General features: G+C 66.6%; 23 protein-coding genes. 17 read left to right on the forward strand and 6 right to left on the reverse strand.

The window, feature by feature from the left end:
- Positions 1-42 precede the first annotated feature (42 nt).
- From ssd to NG698_RS11360, 7 genes are all read left to right on the forward strand, one after another.
- On the forward strand, positions 43-1284 hold the full coding sequence (gene ssd, locus NG698_RS11330; RefSeq protein ID WP_308293032.1) for a septum site-determining protein Ssd: 1242 nt from the start codon (positions 43-45) through the stop codon (positions 1282-1284).
- Positions 1281-2534, forward strand: a complete 1254-nt coding sequence (locus tag NG698_RS11335) for a TadA family conjugal transfer-associated ATPase (RefSeq protein ID WP_374209914.1) — start codon at positions 1281-1283, stop codon at positions 2532-2534. Before ssd ends, NG698_RS11335 begins: the two co-directional genes overlap by 4 nt.
- Positions 2531-3412, forward strand: a complete 882-nt coding sequence (locus NG698_RS11340) for a type II secretion system F family protein (protein ID WP_252603276.1) — start codon at positions 2531-2533, stop codon at positions 3410-3412. Before NG698_RS11335 ends, NG698_RS11340 begins: the two co-directional genes overlap by 4 nt.
- Entirely contained in the window at positions 3409-4017 is a 609-nt protein-coding gene (locus NG698_RS11345; protein WP_252609803.1) for a type II secretion system F family protein, read from the forward strand. The genes NG698_RS11340 and NG698_RS11345 overlap by 4 nt, the downstream gene beginning before the upstream one ends.
- Before the next feature lie 173 nt (positions 4018-4190).
- Entirely contained in the window at positions 4191-4553 is a 363-nt protein-coding gene (locus NG698_RS11350; protein ID WP_252603269.1) for a DUF4244 domain-containing protein, read from the forward strand.
- A gap of 71 nt (positions 4554-4624) precedes the next feature.
- A complete protein-coding gene (locus tag NG698_RS11355; protein ID WP_252609804.1) occupies positions 4625-5080 on the forward strand; it encodes a TadE family type IV pilus minor pilin in 456 nt (151 codons plus the stop codon).
- A complete protein-coding gene (locus NG698_RS11360; RefSeq protein WP_252603263.1) occupies positions 5077-5436 on the forward strand; it encodes an Rv3654c family TadE-like protein in 360 nt (119 codons plus the stop codon). Before NG698_RS11355 ends, NG698_RS11360 begins: the two co-directional genes overlap by 4 nt.
- Here the strand turns inward: NG698_RS11360 and sftH are convergent.
- Together sftH and NG698_RS11370 are read right to left on the reverse strand one after the other, a co-directional pair.
- Positions 5409-7838 carry a DEAD/DEAH box helicase gene (gene sftH / locus NG698_RS11365; RefSeq protein WP_252609809.1) on the reverse strand — a complete coding sequence of 810 codons (2430 nt, stop codon included), beginning with the start codon at positions 7836-7838 and terminating at the stop codon, positions 5409-5411. The two genes, NG698_RS11360 and sftH, sit on opposite strands and share 28 nt — an antisense overlap.
- A gap of 27 nt (positions 7839-7865) precedes the next feature.
- Positions 7866-8558, reverse strand: coding sequence for a GNAT family N-acetyltransferase (locus NG698_RS11370; protein ID WP_252603256.1), 693 nt, complete (start codon positions 8556-8558; stop codon positions 7866-7868).
- A 95-nt stretch (positions 8559-8653) separates the two neighbouring features.
- On the opposite strand from NG698_RS11370, the gene NG698_RS11375 reads away from it, so the two are divergent.
- Together NG698_RS11375 and trhO are read left to right on the forward strand one after the other, a co-directional pair.
- Positions 8654-9112, forward strand: a complete 459-nt coding sequence (locus tag NG698_RS11375; protein ID WP_252609811.1) for a hypothetical protein — start codon at positions 8654-8656, stop codon at positions 9110-9112.
- 52 nt (positions 9113-9164) lie between these two features.
- On the forward strand, positions 9165-10058 hold the full coding sequence (gene trhO, locus NG698_RS11380) for an oxygen-dependent tRNA uridine(34) hydroxylase TrhO (protein WP_252603250.1): 894 nt from the start codon (positions 9165-9167) through the stop codon (positions 10056-10058).
- Between the two features lie 73 nt (positions 10059-10131).
- Here the strand turns inward: trhO and NG698_RS11385 are convergent, their stop codons facing one another.
- Positions 10132-10725: a DUF6023 family protein gene (locus NG698_RS11385; RefSeq protein WP_252609812.1), complete on the reverse strand. Its 594-nt coding sequence runs from the start codon at positions 10723-10725 to the stop codon at positions 10132-10134.
- An 89-nt stretch (positions 10726-10814) separates the two neighbouring features.
- Positions 10815-11252 (reverse strand): DUF6023 family protein, encoded by a 438-nt coding sequence (locus NG698_RS11390; protein ID WP_252603244.1) that lies wholly within the window; start codon positions 11250-11252, stop codon positions 10815-10817.
- 140 nt (positions 11253-11392) lie between these two features.
- Between NG698_RS11390 and NG698_RS11395 the strand changes: the two genes are divergently transcribed.
- The 6 genes from NG698_RS11395 to proC all read left to right on the forward strand — a co-directional run bounded on the left by NG698_RS11395 (position 11393) and on the right by proC (position 19694).
- Complete coding sequence (locus NG698_RS11395) at positions 11393-12175, forward strand: MerR family transcriptional regulator (RefSeq protein ID WP_252609813.1); 783 nt, start codon at positions 11393-11395, stop codon at positions 12173-12175.
- A gap of 39 nt (positions 12176-12214) precedes the next feature.
- Positions 12215-13945, forward strand: a complete 1731-nt coding sequence (locus NG698_RS11400; protein ID WP_252609814.1) for a DUF7059 domain-containing protein — start codon at positions 12215-12217, stop codon at positions 13943-13945.
- 156 nt (positions 13946-14101) lie between these two features.
- On the forward strand, positions 14102-16831 hold the full coding sequence (gene topA, locus NG698_RS11405; protein WP_252609815.1) for a type I DNA topoisomerase: 2730 nt from the start codon (positions 14102-14104) through the stop codon (positions 16829-16831).
- A gap of 236 nt (positions 16832-17067) precedes the next feature.
- Entirely contained in the window at positions 17068-17520 is a 453-nt protein-coding gene (locus NG698_RS11410) for an SseB family protein (protein ID WP_104060508.1), read from the forward strand.
- A gap of 52 nt (positions 17521-17572) precedes the next feature.
- Complete coding sequence (locus NG698_RS11415; protein ID WP_141141566.1) at positions 17573-18577, forward strand: Ppx/GppA phosphatase family protein; 1005 nt, start codon at positions 17573-17575, stop codon at positions 18575-18577.
- Between the two features lie 283 nt (positions 18578-18860).
- On the forward strand, positions 18861-19694 hold the full coding sequence (gene proC, locus NG698_RS11420) for a pyrroline-5-carboxylate reductase (protein WP_252603233.1): 834 nt from the start codon (positions 18861-18863) through the stop codon (positions 19692-19694).
- Between the two features lie 18 nt (positions 19695-19712).
- On the opposite strand, the gene NG698_RS11425 is transcribed toward proC, so the two are convergent.
- Together NG698_RS11425 and NG698_RS11430 are read right to left on the reverse strand one after the other, a co-directional pair.
- On the reverse strand, positions 19713-20399 hold the full coding sequence (locus NG698_RS11425) for a potassium channel family protein (protein WP_058931335.1): 687 nt from the start codon (positions 20397-20399) through the stop codon (positions 19713-19715).
- Complete coding sequence (locus NG698_RS11430; RefSeq protein WP_252609817.1) at positions 20392-21825, reverse strand: TrkH family potassium uptake protein; 1434 nt, start codon at positions 21823-21825, stop codon at positions 20392-20394. Before NG698_RS11430 ends, NG698_RS11425 begins: the two co-directional genes overlap by 8 nt.
- 104 nt (positions 21826-21929) lie before the next feature.
- Here NG698_RS11430 and NG698_RS11435 point away from each other — a divergent pair, with 104 nt between their 5' ends.
- Positions 21930-23141, forward strand: coding sequence for an acetoin utilization protein AcuC (locus NG698_RS11435; RefSeq protein WP_252609819.1), 1212 nt, complete (start codon positions 21930-21932; stop codon positions 23139-23141).
- A 79-nt stretch (positions 23142-23220) separates the two neighbouring features.
- Positions 23221-23763, forward strand: a complete 543-nt coding sequence (locus tag NG698_RS11440) for an ArsR/SmtB family transcription factor (RefSeq protein ID WP_252603225.1) — start codon at positions 23221-23223, stop codon at positions 23761-23763.
- The last annotated feature ends 145 nt before the right edge of the window (positions 23764-23908 follow it).

Genomic DNA, 23908 nt, shown 5'->3' on the forward strand with positions numbered 1-23908 from the left:
TGGCCCTGTTTCTCCCCCTTGAGTTCGGTGGAGAGTTGCTGCATGAGCAGGCACCAGCTATCGCCACCCCCTTCCGAGCGGCCTTCCGCCCAGCTGTCCCGTGCCCGGCCCTCCCCTCCCCAAGGATCTGAACCCGGTGGTTCCCAGGCCCGTGGTTCCAGGTCCGGTGGTTCCACGTCCTGTGCGCCTGCCTCGGCACAGGCCGCGGGAGCCTGGCTGCCGGACCCCGCTGGTGCCGAGGTCCTCCTGGTCACCGGCTACGACTTTCTGCAGGGCGAAGTGGAACGGATTGTGGCTGCCGCTGGCGGCCAGCTGCGGGTGGTGGCGGACGTGGCTAATGCCGCCAAGTACTGGGACGCCGCGGCCGCAGTATTGGTGGGGAGCGATGTCCGCGAGCTGCCGCCGCGGCGGCGGGCCCCTGCCGTGTTGGTGGGCCTGAACGGGGAGGGGGACAGTCTCTGGCACCTGGCCACAGCCCTCGGAGCGGAGCGGGTGGCGGTGCTTCCGGATGCCGCGGCCTGGCTGGCAGAGTACCTGAGCCGGTCGCGGTCACCCGAAGCGGGAGGACTGGTCCTCGGGATAACAGGGGGCTGCGGCGGTGCCGGTGCCACCACCGCGGCAATCTGGATCGCCCAGGCGGCAGCCGGGCTCGGTGTGCGCGTGTTGCTGGTTGATGGCGACCCGTGGGGCGGTGGCCTGGAACTGGCGCTGGCAGCTGAGGAGACGCCGGGGCTGCGCTGGCCTGACCTGTCCGACGCGAGCGGAAGCATCGATCCCGAGCAGCTGGCCGACTCACTGCCGGTAGCCGGCGGGTTTTCCTTCCTGTCCTGGCCCGGCAGCCGCGACCGCCAGGCACCGGTGGATGCCGCCACCACCGGCGGCGTCCTAGATGCGGGCCGGCGGGGCTATGAACTGGTGGTGGTGGACATCGGTCGGGGCACCGAACCCGTGCGTATGTTTGCCTGGGACTGTGACCGCATCCTGGTGGTTGTTCCGGCGCAGCTGAAGGCAGCGGTGGCCACGGCCCGGCTGCTGCACGAGCTTCCGCCGGTTGAGGCAGCCCTCCTGGTCCGGGGCAAGGCCGGTGCCGCGCTGGACGCCGGACTCATTGCGGACGCCGTCGGGCTGCCGGTCCAGGGCCGCGTTCCGGAGCTGCGCGGCGTTACGGCTGCCGGGGAAAACGGCAGGCTCCTTGACGTGGGCAAACGACGGAGTGTCAGGCATTTTGCCGCCTCAGTGCTCGATCTGCTGGACGGCGAGATCCCTGTCGGAGACCTGCCGTGAGCGCGCAGCGGCCAGTCCCGCCGCCGTCGCCCCAGGACCAGCGGACGGGGGCACGCCGTCGGCAGGCCCGTGTCCTGGATCCGCGCTTTCTGGATTCGGCACTGTTGGAAACCGTCCGTGAGTCAGTCATGGCCGACGCCGGACCTGTCACCCCGTCCCGGGTTGCCGCCGCCGTCCAGGCCACCGGCCGGCTGCTGGGGACTGCCGGCTCCCTTGCCGCCGTGGAACGGATCAGCGCCGAGCTGAACGGGCTCGGCCTACTCCAGGAACTGACGCGGGACGTGCACGTCACCGACATCTTCGTCAACGCCCCGGACTCGGTCTGGATCGACCGGGGTCAGGGCCTCGAACCGGCAGGGGTTTCGTTTTCCGGCGAGGCACAGGTGCGGGCCTTGGCATCGCGGCTGGTGGCCGCCGGCGGCAGGCGGCTGGACGACGGGTCCCCGTGCGTTGATGTCAGGCTTGAGGGCGGATACCGCGTCCACGCCGTCCTGCCGCCGATTTCCACCGCCGGCACCTTGCTGAGCGTCCGCATCCGGCGGGAGCAGGTCTTCTCCATGGACGAACTCCGTGCCGGCGGCATGTTCGGCAGCACGGTCCAGGAGGTCCTTGAACGGGTTGTTGAGCAGCGGCTGAGTTTCCTGATCAGCGGGGCCACGGGTTCCGGAAAGACCACGTTGCTGTCCACACTGCTGGGGCTGTGCTCCCCGGCGGAACGGCTGGTCCTGATCGAGGACGCGTCCGAACTGAACCCCGTCCATCCGCACATTGTGTCGCTGGAGTCCCGTCACGGAAACCTCGAAGGCGGCGGCGAAGTGGATCTCGGCGAACTCGTCCGGCAGGCACTGCGGATGCGGCCGGACCGGCTGGTGGTGGGGGAATGCCGTGGGGCCGAGGTGCGGGAACTCCTGACCGCCATGAACACAGGCCACACCGGCGGGGGAGGGACCATCCATGCGAACGCTGCCACCGCTGTCCCGGCCCGCCTGACAGCTTTGGGAGCACTGGCAGGCATGGGCCAGGACGCGGTCCGGCTGCAGGCAGCCAGCGCCTTGGACGTTGTGGTCCACGTGGAGCGGTCCGGCCACGGGCGGCATGTTGCCTGCGTGGGCGTGGTGCAGGACGGTCCCGGCGGTCTAACCGTGGTTCCGGCGTTGGAGGCCAGACGCGGCCAGGTCGGCACCGGTCCAGCCTGGGAGGCGATGAGCAAGCGGCTGGGACTGTCCCTCGAGGCGGGTGCCGCCGTATGACCCTTCTGCTGGCCGTGGTCCTCGTGCTGGCGGTCGTGCTGCTCTTCAGCCCGCCCGGCGGTGCCACAGGCCGTTTCCGGCGGGCCGTGGGGAGTGCAGGACCAGGCTTCGCCTCTCGGGTTCAGGGCGGGGCTGGTGGCACCAGGACGGGCGGCTCGTGGCGCAGGTCGCTCCGTGCCGGACCGGAACGGAATGACCTGTCACTGACCCTTGTGGTGCAGCAGCTTGCTGCGCTGCTGAAGGGCGGCCGCACTCCGGCACGGCTATGGGATGAACTGTGGCTGGTCCACGGTGGCCGTCGGGAGCCAGATTCCGCAACTACGGGTGCAGGTTCACGCGCATCGCAGGACCTTGGCGGACGGGCGGAACCAATCCGCGGGTCAGCGGCCGGGCGCAGCGGTCCGAGCCTCAGCGCAGGTTCCCTGGTGATGCTTGGCGCCGTCCGGGCAGCAGCGTTCCGGGGCGCACCCGTGTCGGAGGCGATCCGGAAGGCCGTGCAATCGGAGTTTTCGCGCGCCGACAGCAGGGAGTTACGGATCTGGTGTGAGCTGGCCGCCTGCTTTGACATTGCCGAAGCCAGCGGCTGTCCACTGGCGGACGTCCTGGCGAGGTTTGCGGCCCAACTGGAAGTGGAAGACGACGCCGAGGCCGCACGGCAGACAGCGCTCGCCGGGCCCAAGGCCACGGTAGGTCTCCTGACCTGGCTCCCGCTGATGGGACTGGGCCTGGGAATGGCGTTGGGCGTGGATCCCCTGGCCATCCTGATCGGGACCCCGCTGGGTCTGGCGGCCCTCGCCGCGGGCGTGGGCCTCACCATCACCGGAAGAATCTGGTCCGCCCGCCTGGTCGGTGCTGCCGCCGGGGCCGGTGTGCCATGACGGACATTCTTGTGCCGGGGCTTGCCTCGGCCGTTGTTCTGGCTGCTGCCGCCTGCCTTGCCCTTTCGCAGCCAAGCCGAGTCCGAAAGCGACTGCTCAGGCTGCGAGGGGACGTGGGCGCCGGGCCGCATGGGGCCGATGAAGCACTCACTCAAGGCGGCCGCCTTCACGGATTGCGCGACACGGCAATGATGCTTGAGCTCGTGGCCGCGATGCTGGACGCGGGGTCTGGCATTGGCCGGTCCCTGGAACTCGTCGCGGCCTCGGCCTCCGCGGACTACGGCAAGGCGCTGCGTCCGGTGGTGTCTGCGCTCGCCATCGGAGCCGACTGGGAGACAGCCTGGCGCAGTTCCGAAGTCCGTCTTCCTGTAATCCTGGAATTGCGTGACGCACTGGGATTCGCCGCCCTGACCGGAGCGCCGTCGTCGGCCATCCTTTACGCACAGGCCGCGAGGTTGCGCCGGGAAAGATTCCGCGCTGCGGAGAAACGGGCGGCCTCCCTCGGCGTGAAGCTGGTCATTCCGCTGGGCCTGTGCTCGCTCCCGGCCTTCATCTGCCTGGGCGTAGTCCCGGTCCTGCTGGCACTGGTGCCGTCCGGGTCCTGACCGCGGGATTTGGGCTACGGTCCATTCCTCCACACCCCGTCCCGTCCTCCACAATCCGCTCAAAGCGGCGCTTATCCACTTACGGGATGTTTGCACTTACCGAGATCTGCGGAGCCGGGAAGAGTCGAAATCAGCCGGCAACTCGGCCGGAGCACAGAAGGGAAACCGTCACCATGACCATCATCCAAAACAGCCTTTCCGCCGCCCCTGCGCCGGAGCTCAGCACGGGAGTTGCGGGGACCCCCGCATGGGACTCCGTAGTACTTGCCAATGCAGGACTGGGCGCGTGTACCTGCCAACGGGAGGTGGCCCCAGAGGCCGTTGGCAACGTCGTGGAGCTATACCCCGGTGCCAGCGAGGCGAAAAAGCGCCGGCCCCGGCTCACAGCTTCAGAGGCCGGAATGGCGACGGCCGAATACGCCATAGCTACCCTTGCCGCGGTTGGCTTCGCCGGACTTCTCGTCTTCATTCTCCGCAGCGACGAAGTGCGCGGATTCCTGCTGAACCTCATCCGCACGGCGCTGGCCTTGCCATGAGTCTGCCGCCGGCAGCGCTGCCACGGGCTGATGGCCGGAGCAGCCGCTGTGGCCGCTTCCGGAACCAAGGCGTGGAAAGCCGCGTGGCGCTGGGACCGGCGGCCGCACTCCGTCGCTGGCGCCGTGGGCCGGGGAATGCCCATGGCGCCGTGACGGCGGAGTTCGCGGTAGCGCTGCCGGCAGTACTGTTCCTCCTCGCACTGCTCCTGGCAGGAGCCTCCGCGGGCGTCACGCAGCTCAGGCTCGAGGAGGCGGCGCGGGCCGGCGCCAGGGCGTTGGCCCGCGGCGAGGACCCGGCCGCAGTGCAGGGGATCGTCAGGACCTTGGCGGGGACGTCGGCAACGGCGTCCGTTGCGTCTGACGGCGAGTGGCTCAGCGTTACGGTGGCTGACGGTGTGGGCGGACCGCTGGGGGCAACTGTGCTCTGGACCCTCACGGCCAAGGCCACCACGCGGAGCGAAACGCCGGCTGCCGCGGCCACTCCGGGGTTGGAGCCGGTCGGGGCCCCGGAGGAGGCGCCGTTGTGAACAGGCAATTCCGGGACAACCCGGAGCGCGGTTCGGGAACAGTACTGGCTGCGGGACTGGCGCTGGTTGTCATCATGGCGATGGCCCTGATGCTGTTGTTCGCACAGTCCGCGGTGATGGCCAGCAGGGCAGCGGCAGCGGCGGACCTCGCTGCCCTTGCCGCGGCCGATGCCCTGCGCGGGATCACTCCGGGAGACCCCTGCACGGTGGCCGCCGAGGTAGCAGGCCGCCATGAGGCGGCCCTCGTCAGCTGTACGGAAGGGGCCGGCCAGACCGTCATGGTCCGAACGGAGCTAAATGCACGCATACTGGTTGGCGCCGCAACCGGTCAGGCGCGGGCCGGACCGCCGCCCTGAGCGCCTGTGGTGCTGAACGGCTCCGTGCTCGCCAGGAATTCCGCACTGCGGAGAGGCCTTTCGCGCGCGTCTTTAAGGAGGACGTCGATGAGCGTGACGGCGGCAGCCTTGTCCAGCGGATTGTTCTTGTTCCCACATTTGGGGGACTGGACGCAGGACGGGCAGCCCGACTCGCATTCACACGCCTTGATGGCGTCGCGCGTCGCCGAGAGCCACACCTTTGCCTTGTCGAAGCCCCGTTCGGCAAAGCCGGCACCGCCGGGGTGCCCGTCGTACACAAAGATGGTGGGCGCGCCGGTGTCGGCGTGGATGGCGGTGGATACTCCGCCGATGTCCCAGCGGTCGCTGGAGGCCACCAGCGGCAGCAGGCCGATCGCTGCGTGTTCGGCGGCGTGCAGGGCCCCCGGGAACTGCGCCTCGATGAGCCCGGCGCCCGTCAGCGAACGGTTCTCCACCACAAACCAGACGGCCTTCGTGAACAGGTCCCGGGCGCCCAGCTCCAGCGGCTCCTCGCCCAGGATTTCGTTTGAAATCAAGGCCTTGCGCTGAAAGGAAACCACCTGTGTTGTCACTTTCACATCACCGAAGTGGACGGCGATATCGCCCCAGTGCTCGGTCCGGAGTGTTTCGAGCACTTCGATCTGGGTCACGTCCCGGGCCGTTGTGTAGTAGTCGGGGTTGGCGCGCCGGACCACCACGCAGTGGTCGTCTTCGTTCAGGTCCTCCACCACATAGCTGTCGCCCTGGTGCACATAGATGGCACCTGTGTGCGCCTGGTAGTGCGTCTGGGGCGAATCCATGGTCCCGAGGAGGGAGCCGGTGTCGGCGTCAACGATGCTCACCGGTCCGCCTCCGTCGGCACGAAGGTTCACCATGGCCGCAGCGCTCTGGGAGTGCGTCCAGAACCAGCCCGCCGGCCGGCGGCGCAAATAGCCCTGCGCCACGAGCTGCCCTAACAACTTCTCTGCTGTGCCGCCGAACAGGCCAAGCTCAGCCACGCCCAGCGGAAGCTCCGCGGCGGCGGCACAAAGATGGGGCCCCAGCACATAGGGATTGGAGGGATCAAAGACGGTGGCCTCCACCGACACGTCGAAAATCGCCTCGGGATGGTTCACCAGGTAGGTGTCGAGCGGATCATCGCTGGCCACAAACGCGGCAATCGCATCCTGGCCCGCGCGCCCAGCCCGGCCGATCTGCTGGAACAGCGACGCCCTGGTGCCTGGCCAGCCCGCGACCAGGACGGCATCCAGCCCGGAAATGTCGATGCCCAGTTCAAGGGCGGACGTGCTGGAGACACCCAGCAGTTCGCCGGAGCGGAGTGCCTTTTCCAGGGCCCGGCGTTCTTCCGGAAGGTAGCCGGAACGGTAGGCGGCCACGCGTTGGGGAAGACTGGGGTCCACTTCGTCCAGAAGGCGCTTGGTGATCGAAGCGATTGTCTCCGCACCGCGGCGGGACTTGATGAAGGCGATGGTCCGGATGCGGGACGAAACCAGGTTCGCCAGCAGATCGGCCGTTTCAGCAACGGCGGTGCGGCGTTCCCTGGCGCCGTTCTCGCCCTTGAGATCGGTCAGCGCAGGCTCCCAGAAAGCCACCGTAGTGGAACCGTGCGGCGAGCAGTCCTCGGCAACGGCCCGGACCGGCGCCCCGATCAGGCGGCCGAAGGATGAGCCTGGCTCAGATGCCGTGGCAGACGCGGCGATGAACACCGGACCGGGGTGGGTGGTCCCGGCACCGTAGTACGCGCAGATGCGTCGCAGCCGGCGCATCAGGTTGGCCACGTGCGAGCCGAACACCCCGCGGTAGCTGTGGGCCTCATCCACAATCACGTACCGCAGCCGCCGGAAGAAGCTGGCCCACCAGGCGTGATTGGGAAGGATGCCGAAGTGGAGCATGTCCGGATTCGCCAGGATGAAGTTGGCGTGGTCCCGGATCCACCGGCGGGACGCGGGTTCGGTATCGCCGTCGTACGTCTCGGCCCGTACGGTGGGCAGATTCAGGGAACGGATGGCTGCGAGCTGGTCGGCAGCGAGAGCCTTCGTGGGGGAGAGGTAGAGTGTCACGGCGCCGTCGTCGTGGATTTTTCCCGGTTCGGACAGGACGCGCAGTTCGGAGCGGTGGATGGCGTCAAGTGCCGGCAGTTGGTAGGCCAGGGACTTTCCGGAGGCGGTGCCGGTGGCGATGACCACGTGCTCGCCGCCGTGGGCCAGGGTGGCGGCTTGGATCTGGTGCCGGTACGGCTCGTGGATGCCCAGGGAGCCATAAGCGGCCACCAGATCCGGGTGCGCCCACGTTGGCCACGGTTCGTGGACTGCCTGCCGGGCTGGGATGGTGCGGACATGACGCAGCTGTTCCGGGTCCGGGCCTCGGCCCAGCAATGGAATCAGGGAGTCATGGGGGTTCACCCCAACATTCTTTCACCCGAGGAAAAATCACCCCACGGAAAGGTCTGCGCCTTCGTCGGACGTGGACAGCATCAGCACGCGGCAAACAGTTGACCAGCCCAAGTGGGAATACAGCTTCTGGCCGTCGATCGAGGCCAGCAGCAGGCCGTTCTCCACGTACGGTCCGATGGCCTGCGCCGCAAGGGCCTTCATGATGAAGCTGCCCAGTCCGCGGCGCTGGAACGCGGGTTGGACCACAATCTTGTCGAACACTGCAGTCTCGCCCACCACAAAAGCCCTGCCGCTCGCCGCTACAGTGTCACTCGAGCGGACCACTGCGTGGTGGACGCCGTCGAGCTGGGAGGTGACCAGGTTCAATTCGTCGTCGGAGAGCCACGGATCTTCCGTATCCTGCGTGGCCATGTCCACAATCATCATGGCCTGCGATGCGGACGTGACGTTCAGCCCGTGTTTTTGGGCCAGTGCACTGAAGCGGGCAACATCATTGGTGAGGATGGTCAGGACCCTGGCCGGGGCCTCGGCGGTCTTCGCAGCCAGGGCAGCGAACTCATTCTCGGAGGGGTCATGGGCGAAGTATTCCCACTCCCCGGAGGTGTCGGCCCGCAGTGCAGCGGGGAAGCGGCCCTCAACTGAGGTCTGGTAACCGCGGCAGCCGGCCCAGCCAGCTACCCAGACTTCAAGAAGGCGTGTGATGTCTTCAACCAAGGCGTCCGGACTCATGTCATGAGAGTATTCCAGCCCCGACACAAGCAACAGGGGTAGGGTGCCCCCGATGTGACTTGCCTATGCAATCGTGACAGGACAAGACTGACGGCATGCCCGCCGCCAAGGAACCGTCCAAGAACACTTTTCCGCTGTCCCTGCTGGTTTGTGTCGCCTTAATGGTGGCCATGGTGGGCGGCGCCAGGTATTGGGAGACGGCCACGGGCGTGGCTTACTGGGTCTGGCTTGCCGGCGGGCTCGTCCCGCTGGTGGCCGGCGCACTGACCTACCGGAATTCGAAGCGCCCGCTGGACTTTCTGGGATCACGCTCCGAGCCCGAAGGAGCGCAACGGCAGGGACTTGGTGGGCTTCTTACTGCCGTGGTCCTGTTTGTGGTGCCGCGCCTCGTTGGTGACGGTGCGGCAGAACTCGCCCTCAACAATGGCGCTGGTGCTTTCGGGGCCGCCGTGACGGCAACCGCGGTGCCGTTCGCCGTCGTCGTCCTGGGGTACCGGACGGCCGAAACCGCCCTGAACAGGTGCGACGCCGCCATCGCAGCGGCGCAGCCTTAGCCCCCGGCCAATCGGCGGGTCCGTTCTCCGGCAACCCAGTACCCTTAAATACGTGGCTTTGAACCGAATTGTGCTCTTTTACGGCTTTACCCCCATCGCTGATCCGGACGCGGTGCGGCTCTGGCAGCGTGCCCTGTGCGAAAAACTCGGGCTGACCGGACGCATCCTCCTTTCCAAGGACGGCATCAACGCCACGGTGGGCGGCGAGATCGGCGCCGTCAAGCAATACGTGAAGACCACACGCGAATACAAGGGATTCCACGGCATCGACGTGAAATGGTCCGACGGCGGCGCGGAGGACTTCCCGCGGCTGAGCGTTAAGGTCCGGGACGAGATCGTCTCCTTCGGCGCGCCAGGCGAACTCAAGGTAGATGAGCACGGTGTGGTGGGCGGCGGCACGCACCTCAAGCCCGAGGAACTGCACGAACTGGTGGAGGCCACCAAACAGGCCGGCGAGGACGTGGTGTTCTTCGACGGCCGCAACGCCTTCGAGGCCCAGATCGGCAAGTTCAAGGACGCGATCGTCCCTGACGTGGCCACTACCCACGATTTCATCAAGGAGCTCGACTCCGGCAAGTACGACGCCCTCAAGGACAAACCGGTGGTCACCTATTGCACCGGCGGCATCCGCTGCGAGGTGCTCTCCAGTCTGATGGTGAACCGCGGTTTCAAGCAGGTGTACCAGCTCGACGGCGGCATCGTCCGCTACGGCGAAACGTTCAAGGACCAGGGCCTCTGGGAAGGCTCGCTCTACGTGTTCGACAAGCGCATGCACCTGGAATTCAGCGAGGACGCCAAGACCATCGGTGAGTGCGTCCGCTGTGCCGCGCCCACCAGCAAGTTCGAGAACTGTTCCAACCCGAGCTGCCGCACGCTGACCTTGTATTGCGCCGAGTGTGCCGCCAGCCCGGAGACGCTGCGCTGCCCCGAAGGCTGCGTGGCCTGAGCTGCATGGTCTGAGCCCCGCTGCCGGTTCAGAGCCGGCTGGCTGAAAGTTCAGAGCCGGCAGGCATAAAAGTTCAGAGCCGGGACAGCCGGTACGCGAAATTGGCGGGGGACTGCGCTTCGACCTGGAAATGCAGCACCGTTTCCTTGGGCAGGTAGATCACGCTTTCGCGCCGTGATCCGCAGCGGAGGCTGAGGTCCACCATGGTGAATTCGTCATTGCGGACTTTGAAGTCGACGCGCCGCTGGCTGCGGCACACCAGCACCAGGACGTAGGTTCCGGCGGGGAGGGGCTCCGTGGCGTCCGTTCGGACTTCTTCCGCGCGCAACAGGCCGAACGTCCTATGCGCCACCTGCAGGCCGGGCCCCACCTGGGACTCCGTCAGCCAGGCCTCCATTTCAGCCTCGCTGACGGGATCGTTCCGCCACAGCTCAGCGCTCGGCCCCGGCTCGGTCACCTCCGGCGCGGCCGTGGCCTCGGCGGGACGCCACCCTTCGTCGTACGTGTATTCACATCCGGCGAGCGCAGTTCCGGCCACGAGTGCGCCCGCCGTCCAGAGTACGACGGCGGCCCTCACCCGGGTGCGCACGGAGACTGACCGGGACGGGCAAGCGCCCGGACGAAGTACCGCCCTGCGGGGCGGCGGCGCCCCCTGCGTTGCGGGCATACTCCGACTCTATGCCGGGCAGGGACCCCAATCCAGAGCCTCGGGCATCACCCGTCCGGCGGTCAGCCGCATGGTGGATTCGAAGGGACTTAACCCGCAGTTACCAGTTGGTAGGCGTAGATCAGCGGTGCGTCGACGCTGGAGGCGCTGAGCTGCAGCGGTCCGGGTTCCGGGAGTGTGATTTTGATGGACTCCCGGGCACCGTAGCAGGCGGCCCCGAGGTCGGCGAGTTCCTTGCCTCCGGACCGCACTGCGAGGAAGGCCTTGCCGCCGCCTTCACAGACGAGTGTCAGCGTGTACTTGCCTGCCGGCACGTTCTCCGTATGGTCAATGGGTTGGGCGTTGAGAATCTTGCCGGAGTCCTCGGCAACAACGCCGCTGGCCGACGGCAGTGCCGTGGCTTTCCAGGCCGGCACATCGGCGTTCTCCACCGAAAGCTGCTGCGCGCAGGCAGAGAGGCCCAGGAGGACAGCTGCGGCAGCCACAGCGGAGAGGGCGCGCGGAAAGGACGAAGGAATAACAGCCATGCTTCCAACTTACCCGGCTCCATCTGTGCTCCGTGATTCAGTCCCTTGACCTTGACGCTACGTCAAGATTTATCGTTGAACCATCAGCCGGACCAGAACGTCCGAACCATCCCGCAAACAGAGCAGGAAAGGAAGAATACATGGACTGGTCCATCCAGGACATCGTCCGGATCGCAGGGACCACCAGCAGGACGCTGCGGCACTATGACGACATCGGCCTGCTCAAGCCCAGCCGCACCGGCCACAACGGTTACCGCTACTACAACCAGGCGGCGCTGGTGCAGCTCCAGCGCATCCTGCTTCTGCGCGGGCTGGGGCTGGGCCTGCCGGTGATCAGCCAGGTGCTCGACGATGAAACGGACGCCGCCCAGGCACTCACCGGGCATCTCGAATGGCTCAAGCAGGAACAGGACAGGCTTGCGCGGCAGATCGCGTCGGTCACACAAACCATCGAGGCAGTGAAAGGAGGTGGCGAAATCATGGCAGAAGACATGTTCAACGGTTTCGACCACACCCAGTACAAGGACGAAGTGGAGGAACGCTGGGGCAAGGACGCCTACGCGAAGGGGGATTCGTGGTGGCGCGGCATGAGCACCGAGGAGAAGGCGGCGTGGAAGCAGCGATCGCAGCAGCTGGGCGAGGACTGGATCGCCGCCGCCACTGGGGGTATAGCACCGGACAGCGCGGAGGCCCAGGACATCGCGAGGCGGCACGTCGAATGGCTGACCGGCATCCCGGGCACCCCGGCGTCGGACGCCCGCGGCCAGGCTGACGGCAAGGGCAACGCTGACGTCAAGGCATACGTCACCGGGCTCGGCGAAATGTACGTTACTGACCCCCGCTTCGCGAAGAACTACGGCGGCGCGGAGGGTGCCGGCTTCGTCCGGGATGCCCTGAAGATCTACGCCGCGGAGAACCTGTAGCCCGTCAGGAGGAAGCGTGCCCGCCAATAGACTTGGGCGGTGACTGATTCCACGCTTTTCCTGGCCGGCAACACCCCCGATGCCCCGCGCAGCGACCTCCCCGGGCTGCTGACGGCGCTCGCCGCGGACCTGCGCCGGGTGGATTACACGCTCGACGGCGTGGCGGGGCTGCTGGGCGAGTCAGCGTACCGCGCGCTGAACCGGGACCAGATCATCCCGGCGCTGCTGGCCACCGAAAGCGCCCTTCAGATTGATGCGGCAGGGGGTGAGGCTGCGCACGGTGAGAAGACGACGGCGGCGCTCGCCGCCGTCGTCCGTCTCTGGCTCCTGGCGGAACCGCAAAAACGGGAAACGCTCGACGCCGCGCTGCCGGGAGTACGGGCGGACGGCCTGGTGGAGCTGGGGCTGCTCGAGCCCGTGCCCGGCCCAGATCGGCCCGGCCCTGAGCTGCCCGCCGCCGATCAGCCGGCGCAGGACTTGCTGCAGGCGAAAGCGGATCTGCGGCCGTACGGCTGGGACGCCAATGAGGACGGCAGCGGCGGCGCCGAGCTCTGGGTGGCCAGCGACCTCGCCGCGCACCAGCAGGCCGGCATGCTCCGGCACGACCACGTGCTGGGGATCGGGCAGGCGTCCACCACGCTGGTGCAGACCACCGTCCGCCGCCACGTCGCCAAGGCCCTGGACCTGGGCACGGGCTGCGGCATCCAGTCCTTCCACCTCCTGCACCATGCCGAGCACGTGACGGCAACGGACATCTCAACACGGGCGCTGGCCTTCACCCGGTTCAACCTCCTGCTTAATGCCGCGGCCCTGCACCTGGACCCGGACAGGTTGGAGGACCGGGTCAGCCTTCGGCTGGGTTCGCTCCTGGAGCCGGTGGCCGGGGAGGAATTCGAGCTGGTGGTGTCCAACCCGCCGTTTGTGATCACGCCGCGGACCTTGGGCGAGCACGCGTCCGGGCAGTTCACCTACCGTGACGGCGGGCTGCCCGGCGATGACATTGTGTCCTCGCTCGTGGCGGCGCTGCCCGGTGCCCTGGCCCCGGGCGGCACCGCGCAGCTGCTGGGCAACTGGGAAATTCCCGCGGGGACCGAGTGGTACATACGGCCCAAGAGCTGGATCGGTCCGGACGCGGATGCCTGGTTCATCCAGCGCGAGCAGGTGGGCCCGGAGCAGTACGCCGAAACGTGGCTGCAGGACGCGTCCGAATCCCGCGACCGGAAGCATTACCGGGACGCCTACGCCGCCTACCTGGCGGACTTCGCCTCCCGGAACGTGGCGGGGATCGGCTTCGGGATGATCTGGCTGCGCCGGCCGCTGTCGGAATCCGGCGCCGCCTCCATCAGCCGTTTCGAGGAAATCACGTACCCCATTGAGCAGCCCATCGGGCCTCACGTGGGCGCCGCCGTCGAGCGTTCCGACTGGCTGGCCGCCAACCGCCTGGCGGACGCGCACCTGCTCGTCGCGGACGACGTCACCGAGGAACGCCATCAGCGCCCCGGCGCCGAGCACCCCGGCGTGATCCTGCTGCGCCAGGGCGCGGGCCTGCGCCGGACCAATCTGCTCACCACCGAACTCGCCGGATTTGTCTCCGCCTCCGACGGTGACCTCTCCGTCGGCCAGATCATCGGAGCCCTCGCGGCGCTGCTCGGCGGGAGCCTTGCCGGAGAGGGCGGGTTCGACGGCGACGCGTTCCGGACCAGGCTGCTCGACGACGTCGCGAACCTGGTCAGCGACGGTTTCCTGGTTCCTTCCGAGCCTGCTGAATAGCGGTTTGGCGGGCCCCGGAACACCCCAAATCGGGGTCCCGGATGTGCCTGATGAGTCAACGGGTTTTCCACATGAATGCGCACTATTGTCCAAAATATGGTGAACTAGGCCAATATGGGCTCATCTGCCCGAGCAACCTTTTTCTGTAGGAGCACCGTGCCAAGCAAGGCCAAAACAGGCAAGAAACTCGTGATTGTGGAGTCTCCGGCCAAGAGCAAGACCATCGCCAAGTACCTCGGCGAGGGCTTCATCGTAGAGGCCTCCATTGGTCACATCCGCGACCTGCCGCAGCCGTCTGAGCTTCCTGCAGAACTGAAGAAAACCTCGGTGGGCAAGTTCGCCGTCGACATCGAAAACGACTTCAAACCGTATTACGTGGTGTCCGCGGACAAGCGGAAAAAGGTCACCGAGCTGAAGGCCGCGCTCAAGGATGCCGACGCCCTCTATCTCGCAACCGATGGGGACCGCGAGGGCGAGGCCATCGCGTGGCACCTGCTGGAAGTGCTCAAGCCCAAGGTCCCCGTGTACCGGATGACGTTCGGCGAAATCACCAAGGAAGCCATTCACCGCGCCATGGACAACCTGCGCGATGTTGATACCGCCCTGGTGGACGCCCAGGAAACCCGCCGCGTCCTGGACCGGCTCTACGGCTACGAGATTTCCCCCGTGCTCTGGCGCAAGGTTGCCCGCGGCCTGTCCGCCGGGCGCGTCCAGTCCGTGGTCACCCGCATGGTGGTGGACCGTGAACGCGAACGCATGGCCTTCAAGGCCGCCTCGTACTGGGACCTGACGGGCCAGTTCGGCGCCGGTTCCGGTTCGTTCAAGGCGAAACTCGCTGCGGTTGACGGGGCCAAGGTCGCTTCGGGCAGGGACTTTAACGACGACGGTGTCCTCACGTCGCGCAATGCCGCGCACCTCAACGAGGAACTCGCCACGTCACTGGCCGCCGGTCTCCAGGATGCGGACTTCCGCGTCCGGTCCGTGGATACCAAGCCGTACACACGCCGTCCGGCGGCGCCGTTCACCACTTCCACGCTGCAGCAAGAGGCCGGCCGCAAGCTCCGCTTCTCCTCAAAGAGCACCATGCAGGTGGCCCAGCGGCTGTACGAAAACGGCTACATCACCTATATGCGTACCGACTCCTCGGCGCTGAGCGACGAAGCCGTCACGGCCGCCCGCCGCCAGGCCTCCGAGCTGTACGGCCCGGAGTACATCCCGGCGTCGCCCCGCGTGTACACCAGCAAGGCTGCGAACGCGCAGGAAGCCCACGAGGCCATCCGCCCCGCCGGTGACTCCTTCCGCACCCCGGCGCAGGTGGCCAAGCAGCTCTCCGGCGACGAGTTCCGCCTGTACGAACTGATCTGGAAGCGCACCGTCGCATCCCAGATGGGTGACGCCAAGGGCTCGACGGCGACCATCCGCCTGGGTGCCGTGGCCACCGATGGCCGGGACGCTGAGTTCTCCGCCTCCGGTACCGTCATCACGTTCCCGGGCTTCCTGGCCGCCTATGAAGAAGGCAAGGACGAAAGCCGCGGGGACGACGACTCCGACGAAGCCCGGCGGCTGCCGAACGTGGCCAAGGACGATGCCCTCACGGCGTCGGACATTGTGGCTGTGGGCCACGAAACCTCGCCGCCTCCGCGCTTCACCGAAGCGTCGCTGACCGCCGAGCTGGAAAAGAAGGGCATCGGCCGCCCGTCGACCTACGCCTCCACCATTTCCACCATCCAGGACCGCGGCTACGTCCGGAAGCAGGGTTCCGCGCTGGTGCCCAGCTGGATCGCGTTCTCCGTGATCCGCCTGCTTGAGCAGCACTTCACGGACTATGTGGACTACGAGTTCACGGCGGACATGGAAGGCGACCTGGACAAGATCGCCAACGGCCAAGCCGTTGGGTCCGCCTGGCTCAAGCACTTCTACTACGGCGAAGACTCCGACCCGGGCCTGCTCAGCATCGTGAACAACCTGGGCGAGATCGACGCCCGGGAAATCAACTCCATTCCCATCACGGATGAGATCACGCTGCGGGTGGGCAAATTCGGCCCGTACCTGGAAAGCTCCGCTGCCACGGTGGACGCCAAGACCGGCGAAATCGTGGAGAACTCCCGCGCCAACGTCCCCGAGGACCTGGCGCCGGACGAACTGACGGCGGCGAAGGCCATCGAACTGATGGAAACGGCTGCGCCGGAAGAACGCGTACTGGGCGACGACCCTCACACCGGCCACAGCGTTGTCGCCAAGAACGGCCGCTACGGCGCGTACGTCACCGAAGTCATCCCGGAGATGACCGAGGAACAGCTGGCCAACCAGCCCGTGGAGTACTACAAGAACGGCAAGCCGAAGCCGCCGAAAAAGCCCGTCAAGGCCAAGCCGCGCACCGGTTCGCTGTTCGCGTCCATGACCGTGGATTCCGTGACCCTGGACGAAGCGCTGCAGCTGATGAGCCTGCCCCGCGCCCTGGGTGAGGACGCCGAAGGCAACCTCATCACGGTGCAGAACGGCCGCTTCGGTCCGTACCTGAAGAAGGGCACGGACTCCCGCTCCATCGGCACCGAAGAGGAAATCTTCACCATCACGCTGGAGCAGGCACTGGAGATCTACTCCCAGCCCAAGCAGCGCGGCGCCCGTGCCGCGGTGGCCCCGCTGGCCGAGTTCGGACCGGACCCCGTTTCCGAGAAGAACATCGTGGTGAAGGAAGGCCGCTTCGGCCCGTACATCACCGACGGCATCACCAACATCACCGTCCCGCGGTCCACGTCGCTGGAGGAACTGACCCGCGAACAAGCCATTGAACTCCTCGCCGAGAAGCGGGCCAAGGGTCCGGTCAAGCGCGCCACAACGGCCCGCAAGGCCCCGGCCAAGAAGAAGGCTCCAGCTAAAAAATAAGCGCCGGGTGTTCGGTCGGCCCAACTCCGCCCTGTGGTGGAGCCGGTTGAAACAGTAGAAAACGGGAGGGGAGGAATCCGGCAGCGTGCGTCTAAGGTGGGCCCACTGCGACGGGGTTCCCTGGCCGAGCTTGCGAGGTTAGGGAGTCGCTGGGGAGGAACGAGCGAGCACGCCGAGGATTTCGCTCCTCCCGTTTGCGGTTTGCGCCGGGCTCTCCAACGTGGTCGAGTAGATACATGACTGAACAGCCCGGCACAGCCGATCTCACGCCGCTCAACGAACTCGAAGAGAAGCTCGCCCTGGGCGGCCAGCCCGAGGGCAGCCCGGTGGACGTCATCCTGTCCTTCCTCAACAGCGAGGTCTACGTCATCAGCACTGACGGGATCGAGGGGGAGGATTCCCAGGTGGAGCCGCTGGTATTGGCGAACGCCGACGGCGAGCCCGTCCTTGCGGTGTTCTCGCACCCCAGCCGCGTTGACGAGCAGTATCTTGAGGCGGCCCCGAACGTCCTGGGGACCCAGGGTGCAGCCATCATCGCCAACATTGGCGAGGAATTGGGCATGGTGATCAACCCCGGCGCTGCGTACGGGTTTGAGATCAACCCGGAGGGCGTCGCCAACATCAAGCGCGACTTCAAGCGGGCGGATGAGCTTCCCGACGGCGCACCCGAGGACGCCTCCGCAAACTGACATCTTTAGTACAGGTTGTGAGTGAGGGCCCGGGCGGGGGAATAATGGCAGGATGCGGCTAGGCGTCCTTGATATCGGGTCAAACACTGTCCACCTTCTCCTGGTGGATGCCCACCCTGGCGCGCGTCCGGTGCCTTTTGCGTCGCACAAACGGCCCATATCCCTGGTCCAATACCTGGATACCGACGGCAACATCACCGACGAAGGGCAGCACGAGCTGACCGAATTCGTCCTTGAAGCCTGGGAGTTTGCCGCCAGGCACAAAGCGGACGACCTTCTGGCTTTCTGTACGTCTGCCATCCGTGAAGCCACTAACGGCCCTGCAGTGCTGGCCCGGGTCAAGCACGAAACCACTGTCACCCTGCAGGAACTGACCGGCAGCGAAGAAGCCTCCATGACCTTCTTCGCCGTCCGCCGCTGGTACGGCTGGGGTGCGGGCCCGATCCTGAACCTGGACATCGGCGGCGGCTCCTTCGAAATGGCCTTCGGGCAGGACGAACTGCCCGAAGTGGCCACTTCGGTGCCGCTGGGCGCCAGCCGCCTGACCCGCGACTGGCTGGCTGAGGACCCGCCTTCCGCCAAGAGCGTCAAAGAGCTGCGCCGCTACATCCGGGCCACCCTCGCCCCGGCGGTCAGGCAGTTCGACGGCCTGGGCCGCGCCAACGTTGTGGCTGGAACCTCCAAGACCTTCCGGTCGCTCGCCAGGGTCGCCGGAGCAGCCCCGAGCGCAGCAGGGCCCTACGTGAAGCGCACACTTAACGCCACGGATCTGGGCGTGTGGGCGCAGCGCATTTCAGCCATGAAGTCCGAGGACCGGCTCTTTCTGCCCGGCGTGTCAGAGGCCCGCGCGCACCAACTGCTCGCCGGGGCTCTGGTGGCCGAGGCTGCCTTGGAAATGTTCAAGTTCAAGAAGATCAGGATCTGCCCGTGGGCGCTGCGTGAAGGGCTGATCCTGCGCCGGCTCGACCAGCTGGTATTCGCCGGTCCGCTGGATCCGGCCCCGCATATCATGGAGCCCGCCGCGGCACGCCAGACGATCGAGGCTTCACCCGCCTAAGGCCCGCCGCGGCTTGAAAACAGCGTTAACGCGAAAGCGCCGGCGTCCACAGCAGGAAAATGGGGGAAAACCTGCTGCAAACCACCGGCGCCTCGGGCAAACATCCCCATGCTTGCCGCATCACTCGCACCCTCAATGAGGTAATAACTACGTTAGGCGGCGAAGTTGTGTGCAAGCTGCAGCGAACATGGGAGTCGGCTGTGAATCGGTTTCGGCGGGTTCCCGGTTTTTCCGATTCGTTTCCATTTCTGAAACGGCCCACCCGAACTGCAATGATGGAAGCATGAGCAACCGAATCGCCTTCCTGGGCTGTGGATCCATGAACGAAGCCATCCTGTCCGGCCTCCTGGCCGCCGGGACGGACCCCGCCGACGTCATAGCCACAGTCAGGCGTGCGGAACGCGCCGAGGAGCTGGCTTTGCGCCACCACGGCATCACGGCCGTCGCTGGCGAAGAGGAACCGGACAACAACAAAGACGCGGCCAAGGGCTCCACGGTGGTGATCCTTGGCGTCAAACCCGTGGGCACCGTCGACCTGGCGCGCGAGATCAGCCGCTCCCTGTCCCCGAAGGCCATCGTTGTCAGCGTGGCCGCAGCCGTGTCGCTGGCGCAACTGGAAGCTGCGCTGCCTCCCGGACAGCCGGTGATCCGCGCTATGCCGAACACCCCTGCCAAGCTGGGCCGCGGCGTCGTGTCCGTCTCACCCGGAACCAACTGCACGCCGGAACAGCTCCAGACCGTCAAGGACATCCTTCGGGCCACTGGCACTGTGGTGGAGGTGCGCGAGGATCAGGTAGATGCGTTGTCGGCCATCAGCGGCTCGGGTCCCGCCTACGCGTTCTACCTGGCCGAGGCCATGGCAGCTGCCGGCGTCGAGCTGGGCCTGGATCCCGAGTTGTCGCTGCTCCTTGCGCGGGAGACAGTCGCAGGCGCGGGCTTCATGCTGGCCGAGCCGGGCGCCGATCCCTCGGCCCTGCGCAAGGGAGTGACCAGCCCCAACGGAACCACAGAAAGGGCCATCGCCACCTTCGACGACCGGGGCATTCCGGCCATCATCGCCGCCGGCGCCCGCGCCGCAGCGGACCGCTCCGCAGAGATCACCAGGCAGCTCGGCTGACATCTTCGCGGGTGGGGACTACGGCCGCGCCGCGAACCGTTCCAGCAGGTCCACGTGCCCGGACACGATCAGCATGTCGCGGGCGGACACCTTGGTTTCCGGGCGGGCGTAGGTGAAGTCCTCGCCGGGCGACTTCACGCCCACGATGGTCACGCCATACTTGGAACGCACCTTGGACTCATCCAGTGTGAAGCCCACCGTCTCGCGCGGCGGGTACATTTTCACGATGGCGAAGTCGTCGTCGAACTCGATGAAGTCCAGCATGCGGCCGGAGACCAGGTGTGCGGCACGGACGCCGGCGTCGGCCTCGGGGTAGATCACGTGGTTCGCGCCGATCCGGGTGAGGATCTTGCCGTGTGATGGCGTGATGGCCTTGACCCAGAGGTGCTCGATGCCCAGGTCCACCAGGTTCACGGTGATCAGCACGGAGGACTCGATCGAGGTGCCCACGCCACAAACGGCGGAGCTGAACTCCTGTGCACCGAGCTGGCGCAGCGCATCAATATTGGTGGCGTCCGCCTCCACCACGTGGGTGAGGAGCGGCGCCCACTTCTGGACCAGGTTCCGGTCGCGTTCGATCGCCAGCACCTCGCGGCCCTGTTTCACGAGCTGCTCGGCTGTGGACGAGCCGAAGCGGCCCAGCCCGATCACCAGGACCGGCGCGTTGTGGGCGGGGCGGTTGGGGGCGCCTGAGGAATTAGCCAATGATGGGCCTCTCTTCCGGGTAGTGGTACAGCTGGCTGCGCTGGCGCAGGGCCAGGCCAGCTGCAAGGGTGACAGTGCCGACGCGGCCCGCGAACATCAGGGCGGTGAGGACATACACGCCCGACGGCGGCAGTTCGGCACTGAGGTTTGTGCTCAGTCCCACGGTGGCAAAGGCTGAAATGGTTTCGAACAGCACGCGGTCCAGGGATGCGCCGCTGATCTGCAGCAGCAGGAACGCTGAGACGGAGACCAACGTGGCGCCGGCGACGATCACTGAGATGGCCACCCGCATGGTGCCCTGCGGGATGGTCCGGCCATACACCTTCACGTCGGAGTCGCCGCGGGCCTCCGCGGCGATGGCGAGGAACATCACGGCGATGGTGGTCACCTTGATGCCGCCCGCCGTGGACGCCGAACCGCCGCCGGCGAACATCAGCGCGTCCGTCAGCAGCATGGTGGTGGATTCCATGTGGTTCTGGTCCACCAGGTTGAACCCGCCCGAGCGGGTCATGACGGAGGCGAAGAGGGAGTGCGTGATCTTGTCGCCGAGGTCCATGTGGCCGATGGTCCGGGCGTTGTCCCACTCCATCAGCGCCCACAGCAGCGTGCCGGCGGCCAGCAGGATGAAGGACACCTGGATGGTGAGCTTGGTGTGGAGATTCCACTTTTTCCAGTTGAGCCCATTCTGCTGCAGGACCATGACCACGGGAAAACCCAGGCTGCCCAGGAACACGCCGAGCATCAGCGGGATGAGGATCCACAGGTCGGTCTCGTACGGCACAATGCCATCCGAATGCGGGGTGAAGCCGGCGTTGTTGAAGGAGGAAATTGAGTAGAAGACTCCATGCCATACCGACTGCCAGAAGGGCTCGCCCAACGTCATGAACCGGGGGATCAGCGCCAGCGCCAGGACGCCCTCGATTACCACGGAGGTCACGATGACGATCCGCAGCAGAGTACCCACTTCACCGAGCCGGCCGGCGTTGTTCATGGCTTCCTGCGCGATGAGCTTGCCGCGGACGCCAAGCTTCTTGCTCACCATGAGGGCCAGCAGCGACGCGAGGGTCAGGGTTCCCAAGCCGCCCACAAAGATGCCGATCAGGATGACCAGCTGGCCGAAGAAGGACCAGTGCACCGCCGTCGAAACAACCGTCAGACCGGTCACGCAGACCGCGGACACCGCGGTGAACAATGCCTGGTGTATCGGAGTGGCCGTACCGGTGGCGGAAGAGATGGGCAGCGAGAGGAAGAACGTGAACACCAGGCAGACCGCGCCGAAGGCGCTCAGGGCAAGCCGGGCGGGCGACGTATTGGCAATATCGTCAACGAAGTCGCGTACGCGGGTGAAGATCCAGAGACCTTCGCGCTCCGGTGCGGCGGGGTGCCAGCTTGCCGGGTTCCGGGGCCTCGACTGGCGTTGCGTCATGGGGGGCTTTTCCTCGGTTGAAACTGTTTCCTCCAGTAGTAAACCACTAATGCCCGCGTAATGGCCGGGCTGGGGCAGTGGCGTCCTCCGGTAGCCTGTCATTGATGACATTCCTGCCCGGTCTCAGCCAGCCCGCGCCACCAACGATGGTGGTGTGGAATTCGGCCATGACGGCCTACAATTTTGGCCCGGGCCACCCCATGGCTCCTGCCCGGCTGGACCTGACGGCCCGGCTTTCCCGCAGCCTCGGCCTGCTGGACCTTGCGCACGTGTCCGTGGAGGCTCCGGAGGTTGCGTCCGATGCCGAACTCGAAACCGTGCACTCGCCTGAGTTTGTGGCCGCGGTTCGCCGGGTCAGCGATGACCCGACGTCGCCGGATGAAGCCCGCGGACTTGGCACCGACGACGATCCTGCCTTCGCCGGCATGCACGACGCCGCCGCGAGGCTCGCCGGCGGATCGCTGATCGCTGCGTCCGCCATCCTGGACGGATCCGCGCTCCACGCCGTGAACTTCGGCGGCGGCCTGCACCACGCGGCCCGCGACCGTGCCAGCGGCTTCTGCATCTACAATGACTCCGCGCTGGCGGTCCAGAGACTGCTCGACGGCGGCATCCGCCGCGTGGCGTACATCGACGTCGATGCGCACCACGGCGACGGGACGGAAAGCATCTTCTGGGACGACCCCCGGGTCCTGACCATTTCCCTGCATGAAAGCGGACTCACGCTGTTCCCAGGGACCGGTTTCGCGAACGAGATCGGCGGTCCGCAGGCTGAGGGCAGTGCCGTCAACATTGCCCTGCCGTCGGGCACCGGCGATGCCGGCTGGCTGCGTGCTTTCCACGCAGTGGTGCCGCAGCTCGTGGGCGCGTTCCAGCCCGAAGTCATCGTGAGCCAGCACGGCTGCGACTCGCACCGGCGTGACCCTCTGGCCCATCTGAACATCAGTGTGGACGGTCAGCGTGAGGCGGCCACCGCCGTCGGGAATCTCGCTGCCCGGCACTGCGAGGGCCGCTGGATCGCCACGGGCGGCGGGGGGTACAGCGTCACCGACGTTGTGCCGCGCTCCTGGAGCCACCTGATCGCCATCGCCGCCGGGCGTCCCGTTCCGCTCCAGACCCCGGTGCCGGAGGATTGGCGCACGTATGTTTCGGACAAGTTCGGCATGGACACCCCGGGCCTCATGGGCGATGACGTGGAGCTCTGGTGGCGGTCCTGGGAAGTGGGGTTCGACCCCAACGACGCCGTGGACCGCACCGTCATGGCCACCCGCAAAGCCGTTTTCCCGCTGCACGGCCTTGATCCCTGGTTCGACTGATCCTTCTTCAACCCACGCGGGGCGGTCACGGGCGAAATAGTTGATGCCTGGCGGCGTATATGTCGCTAGGGTGGGAGGCATGGTGACAGACGACGTATTTGCCGTCATTGCGGAAGCAACCCGGCGCGACATTTTGGTATCCCTGCGCGCCGGGGACAAGGCAGTGGGCGAGCTGGTGGAAGAACTCTCCGCAAGCCAGCCCACCATTTCTAAGCACCTGAAAGTCCTCCGCGAGGCGCAGCTGGTGAGCATGCGGGCGCAGGGCCAGAAGCGCTACTACGCGCTGAACCCCAAACCGCTTGAGGGGATCGTCAGCTGGCTGGAGACGTTCGACGTCGGCCCGGCGGCCGCCGTCGCCAAGTCACCTCGCGCGGAGGCGGACGCCGGCACCGAACGGCCCGTGGCTACCCCGCTGTCGGACAACGTGGCCGCTGCCGCCGTCCTCGAGCGCACGGGCGCCGAACTGAGCCCCGCCGTCGTGATTCCCGGCGGCACCGTGGCCCCGCTCAGCGACGACACCGTCCCGCAGCAGATCGGCCGCACCGTGGGCCGAGCCGCCACAAAGGCCGCGGACCTGCTGGCCAACCTCCCGAATCTGCCCAAGTTCGGCCGCAAAAAGTAGCCCCTAACCCAAAGTAGGTAGCAGTAAGTGTCGTTTTGAGGGCGGCAGAGTCATATGGTCGTTGCAACGCTCTGATTGATGGAGCGTTTAATGGTCAGGTCATTTCCTCTGAGTACCCGCACCGAGTTCATTGACCTTGTGTGTG

It is taken from the genome of Pseudarthrobacter raffinosi (assembly GCF_023913735.1).
GTDB lineage: Bacteria > Actinomycetota > Actinomycetes > Actinomycetales > Micrococcaceae > Arthrobacter > Arthrobacter raffinosi.

Excerpts from the sequence above, each read along its gene's own strand:
- proC (WP_252603233.1), top strand. The coding sequence starts at position 18,861 with ATGAGCAACCGAATCGCCTTCCTGGGCTGTGGATCCATGAACGAAGCC.
- NG698_RS11415 (WP_141141566.1), top strand. The coding sequence starts at position 17,573 with ATGCGGCTAGGCGTCCTTGATATCGGGTCAAACACTGTCCACCTTCTC.
- NG698_RS11370 (WP_252603256.1), bottom strand. The coding sequence starts at position 8,558 with ATGAGTCCGGACGCCTTGGTTGAAGACATCACACGCCTTCTTGAAGTC.
- NG698_RS11430 (WP_252609817.1), bottom strand. The coding sequence starts at position 21,825 with ATGACGCAACGCCAGTCGAGGCCCCGGAACCCGGCAAGCTGGCACCCC.
- NG698_RS11390 (WP_252603244.1), bottom strand. The coding sequence starts at position 11,252 with ATGGCTGTTATTCCTTCGTCCTTTCCGCGCGCCCTCTCCGCTGTGGCT.
- NG698_RS11345 (WP_252609803.1), top strand. The coding sequence starts at position 3,409 with ATGACGGACATTCTTGTGCCGGGGCTTGCCTCGGCCGTTGTTCTGGCT.
- NG698_RS11395 (WP_252609813.1), top strand. The coding sequence starts at position 11,393 with ATGGACTGGTCCATCCAGGACATCGTCCGGATCGCAGGGACCACCAGC.
- NG698_RS11375 (WP_252609811.1), top strand. The coding sequence starts at position 8,654 with ATGCCCGCCGCCAAGGAACCGTCCAAGAACACTTTTCCGCTGTCCCTG.
- ssd (WP_308293032.1), top strand. The coding sequence starts at position 43 with ATGAGCAGGCACCAGCTATCGCCACCCCCTTCCGAGCGGCCTTCCGCC.
- NG698_RS11350 (WP_252603269.1), top strand. The coding sequence starts at position 4,191 with ATGACCATCATCCAAAACAGCCTTTCCGCCGCCCCTGCGCCGGAGCTC.
- NG698_RS11440 (WP_252603225.1), top strand. The coding sequence starts at position 23,221 with ATGGTGACAGACGACGTATTTGCCGTCATTGCGGAAGCAACCCGGCGC.
- NG698_RS11340 (WP_252603276.1), top strand. The coding sequence starts at position 2,531 with ATGACCCTTCTGCTGGCCGTGGTCCTCGTGCTGGCGGTCGTGCTGCTC.
- NG698_RS11435 (WP_252609819.1), top strand. The coding sequence starts at position 21,930 with ATGACATTCCTGCCCGGTCTCAGCCAGCCCGCGCCACCAACGATGGTG.
- NG698_RS11410 (WP_104060508.1), top strand. The coding sequence starts at position 17,068 with ATGACTGAACAGCCCGGCACAGCCGATCTCACGCCGCTCAACGAACTC.
- NG698_RS11385 (WP_252609812.1), bottom strand. The coding sequence starts at position 10,725 with ATGCCCGCAACGCAGGGGGCGCCGCCGCCCCGCAGGGCGGTACTTCGT.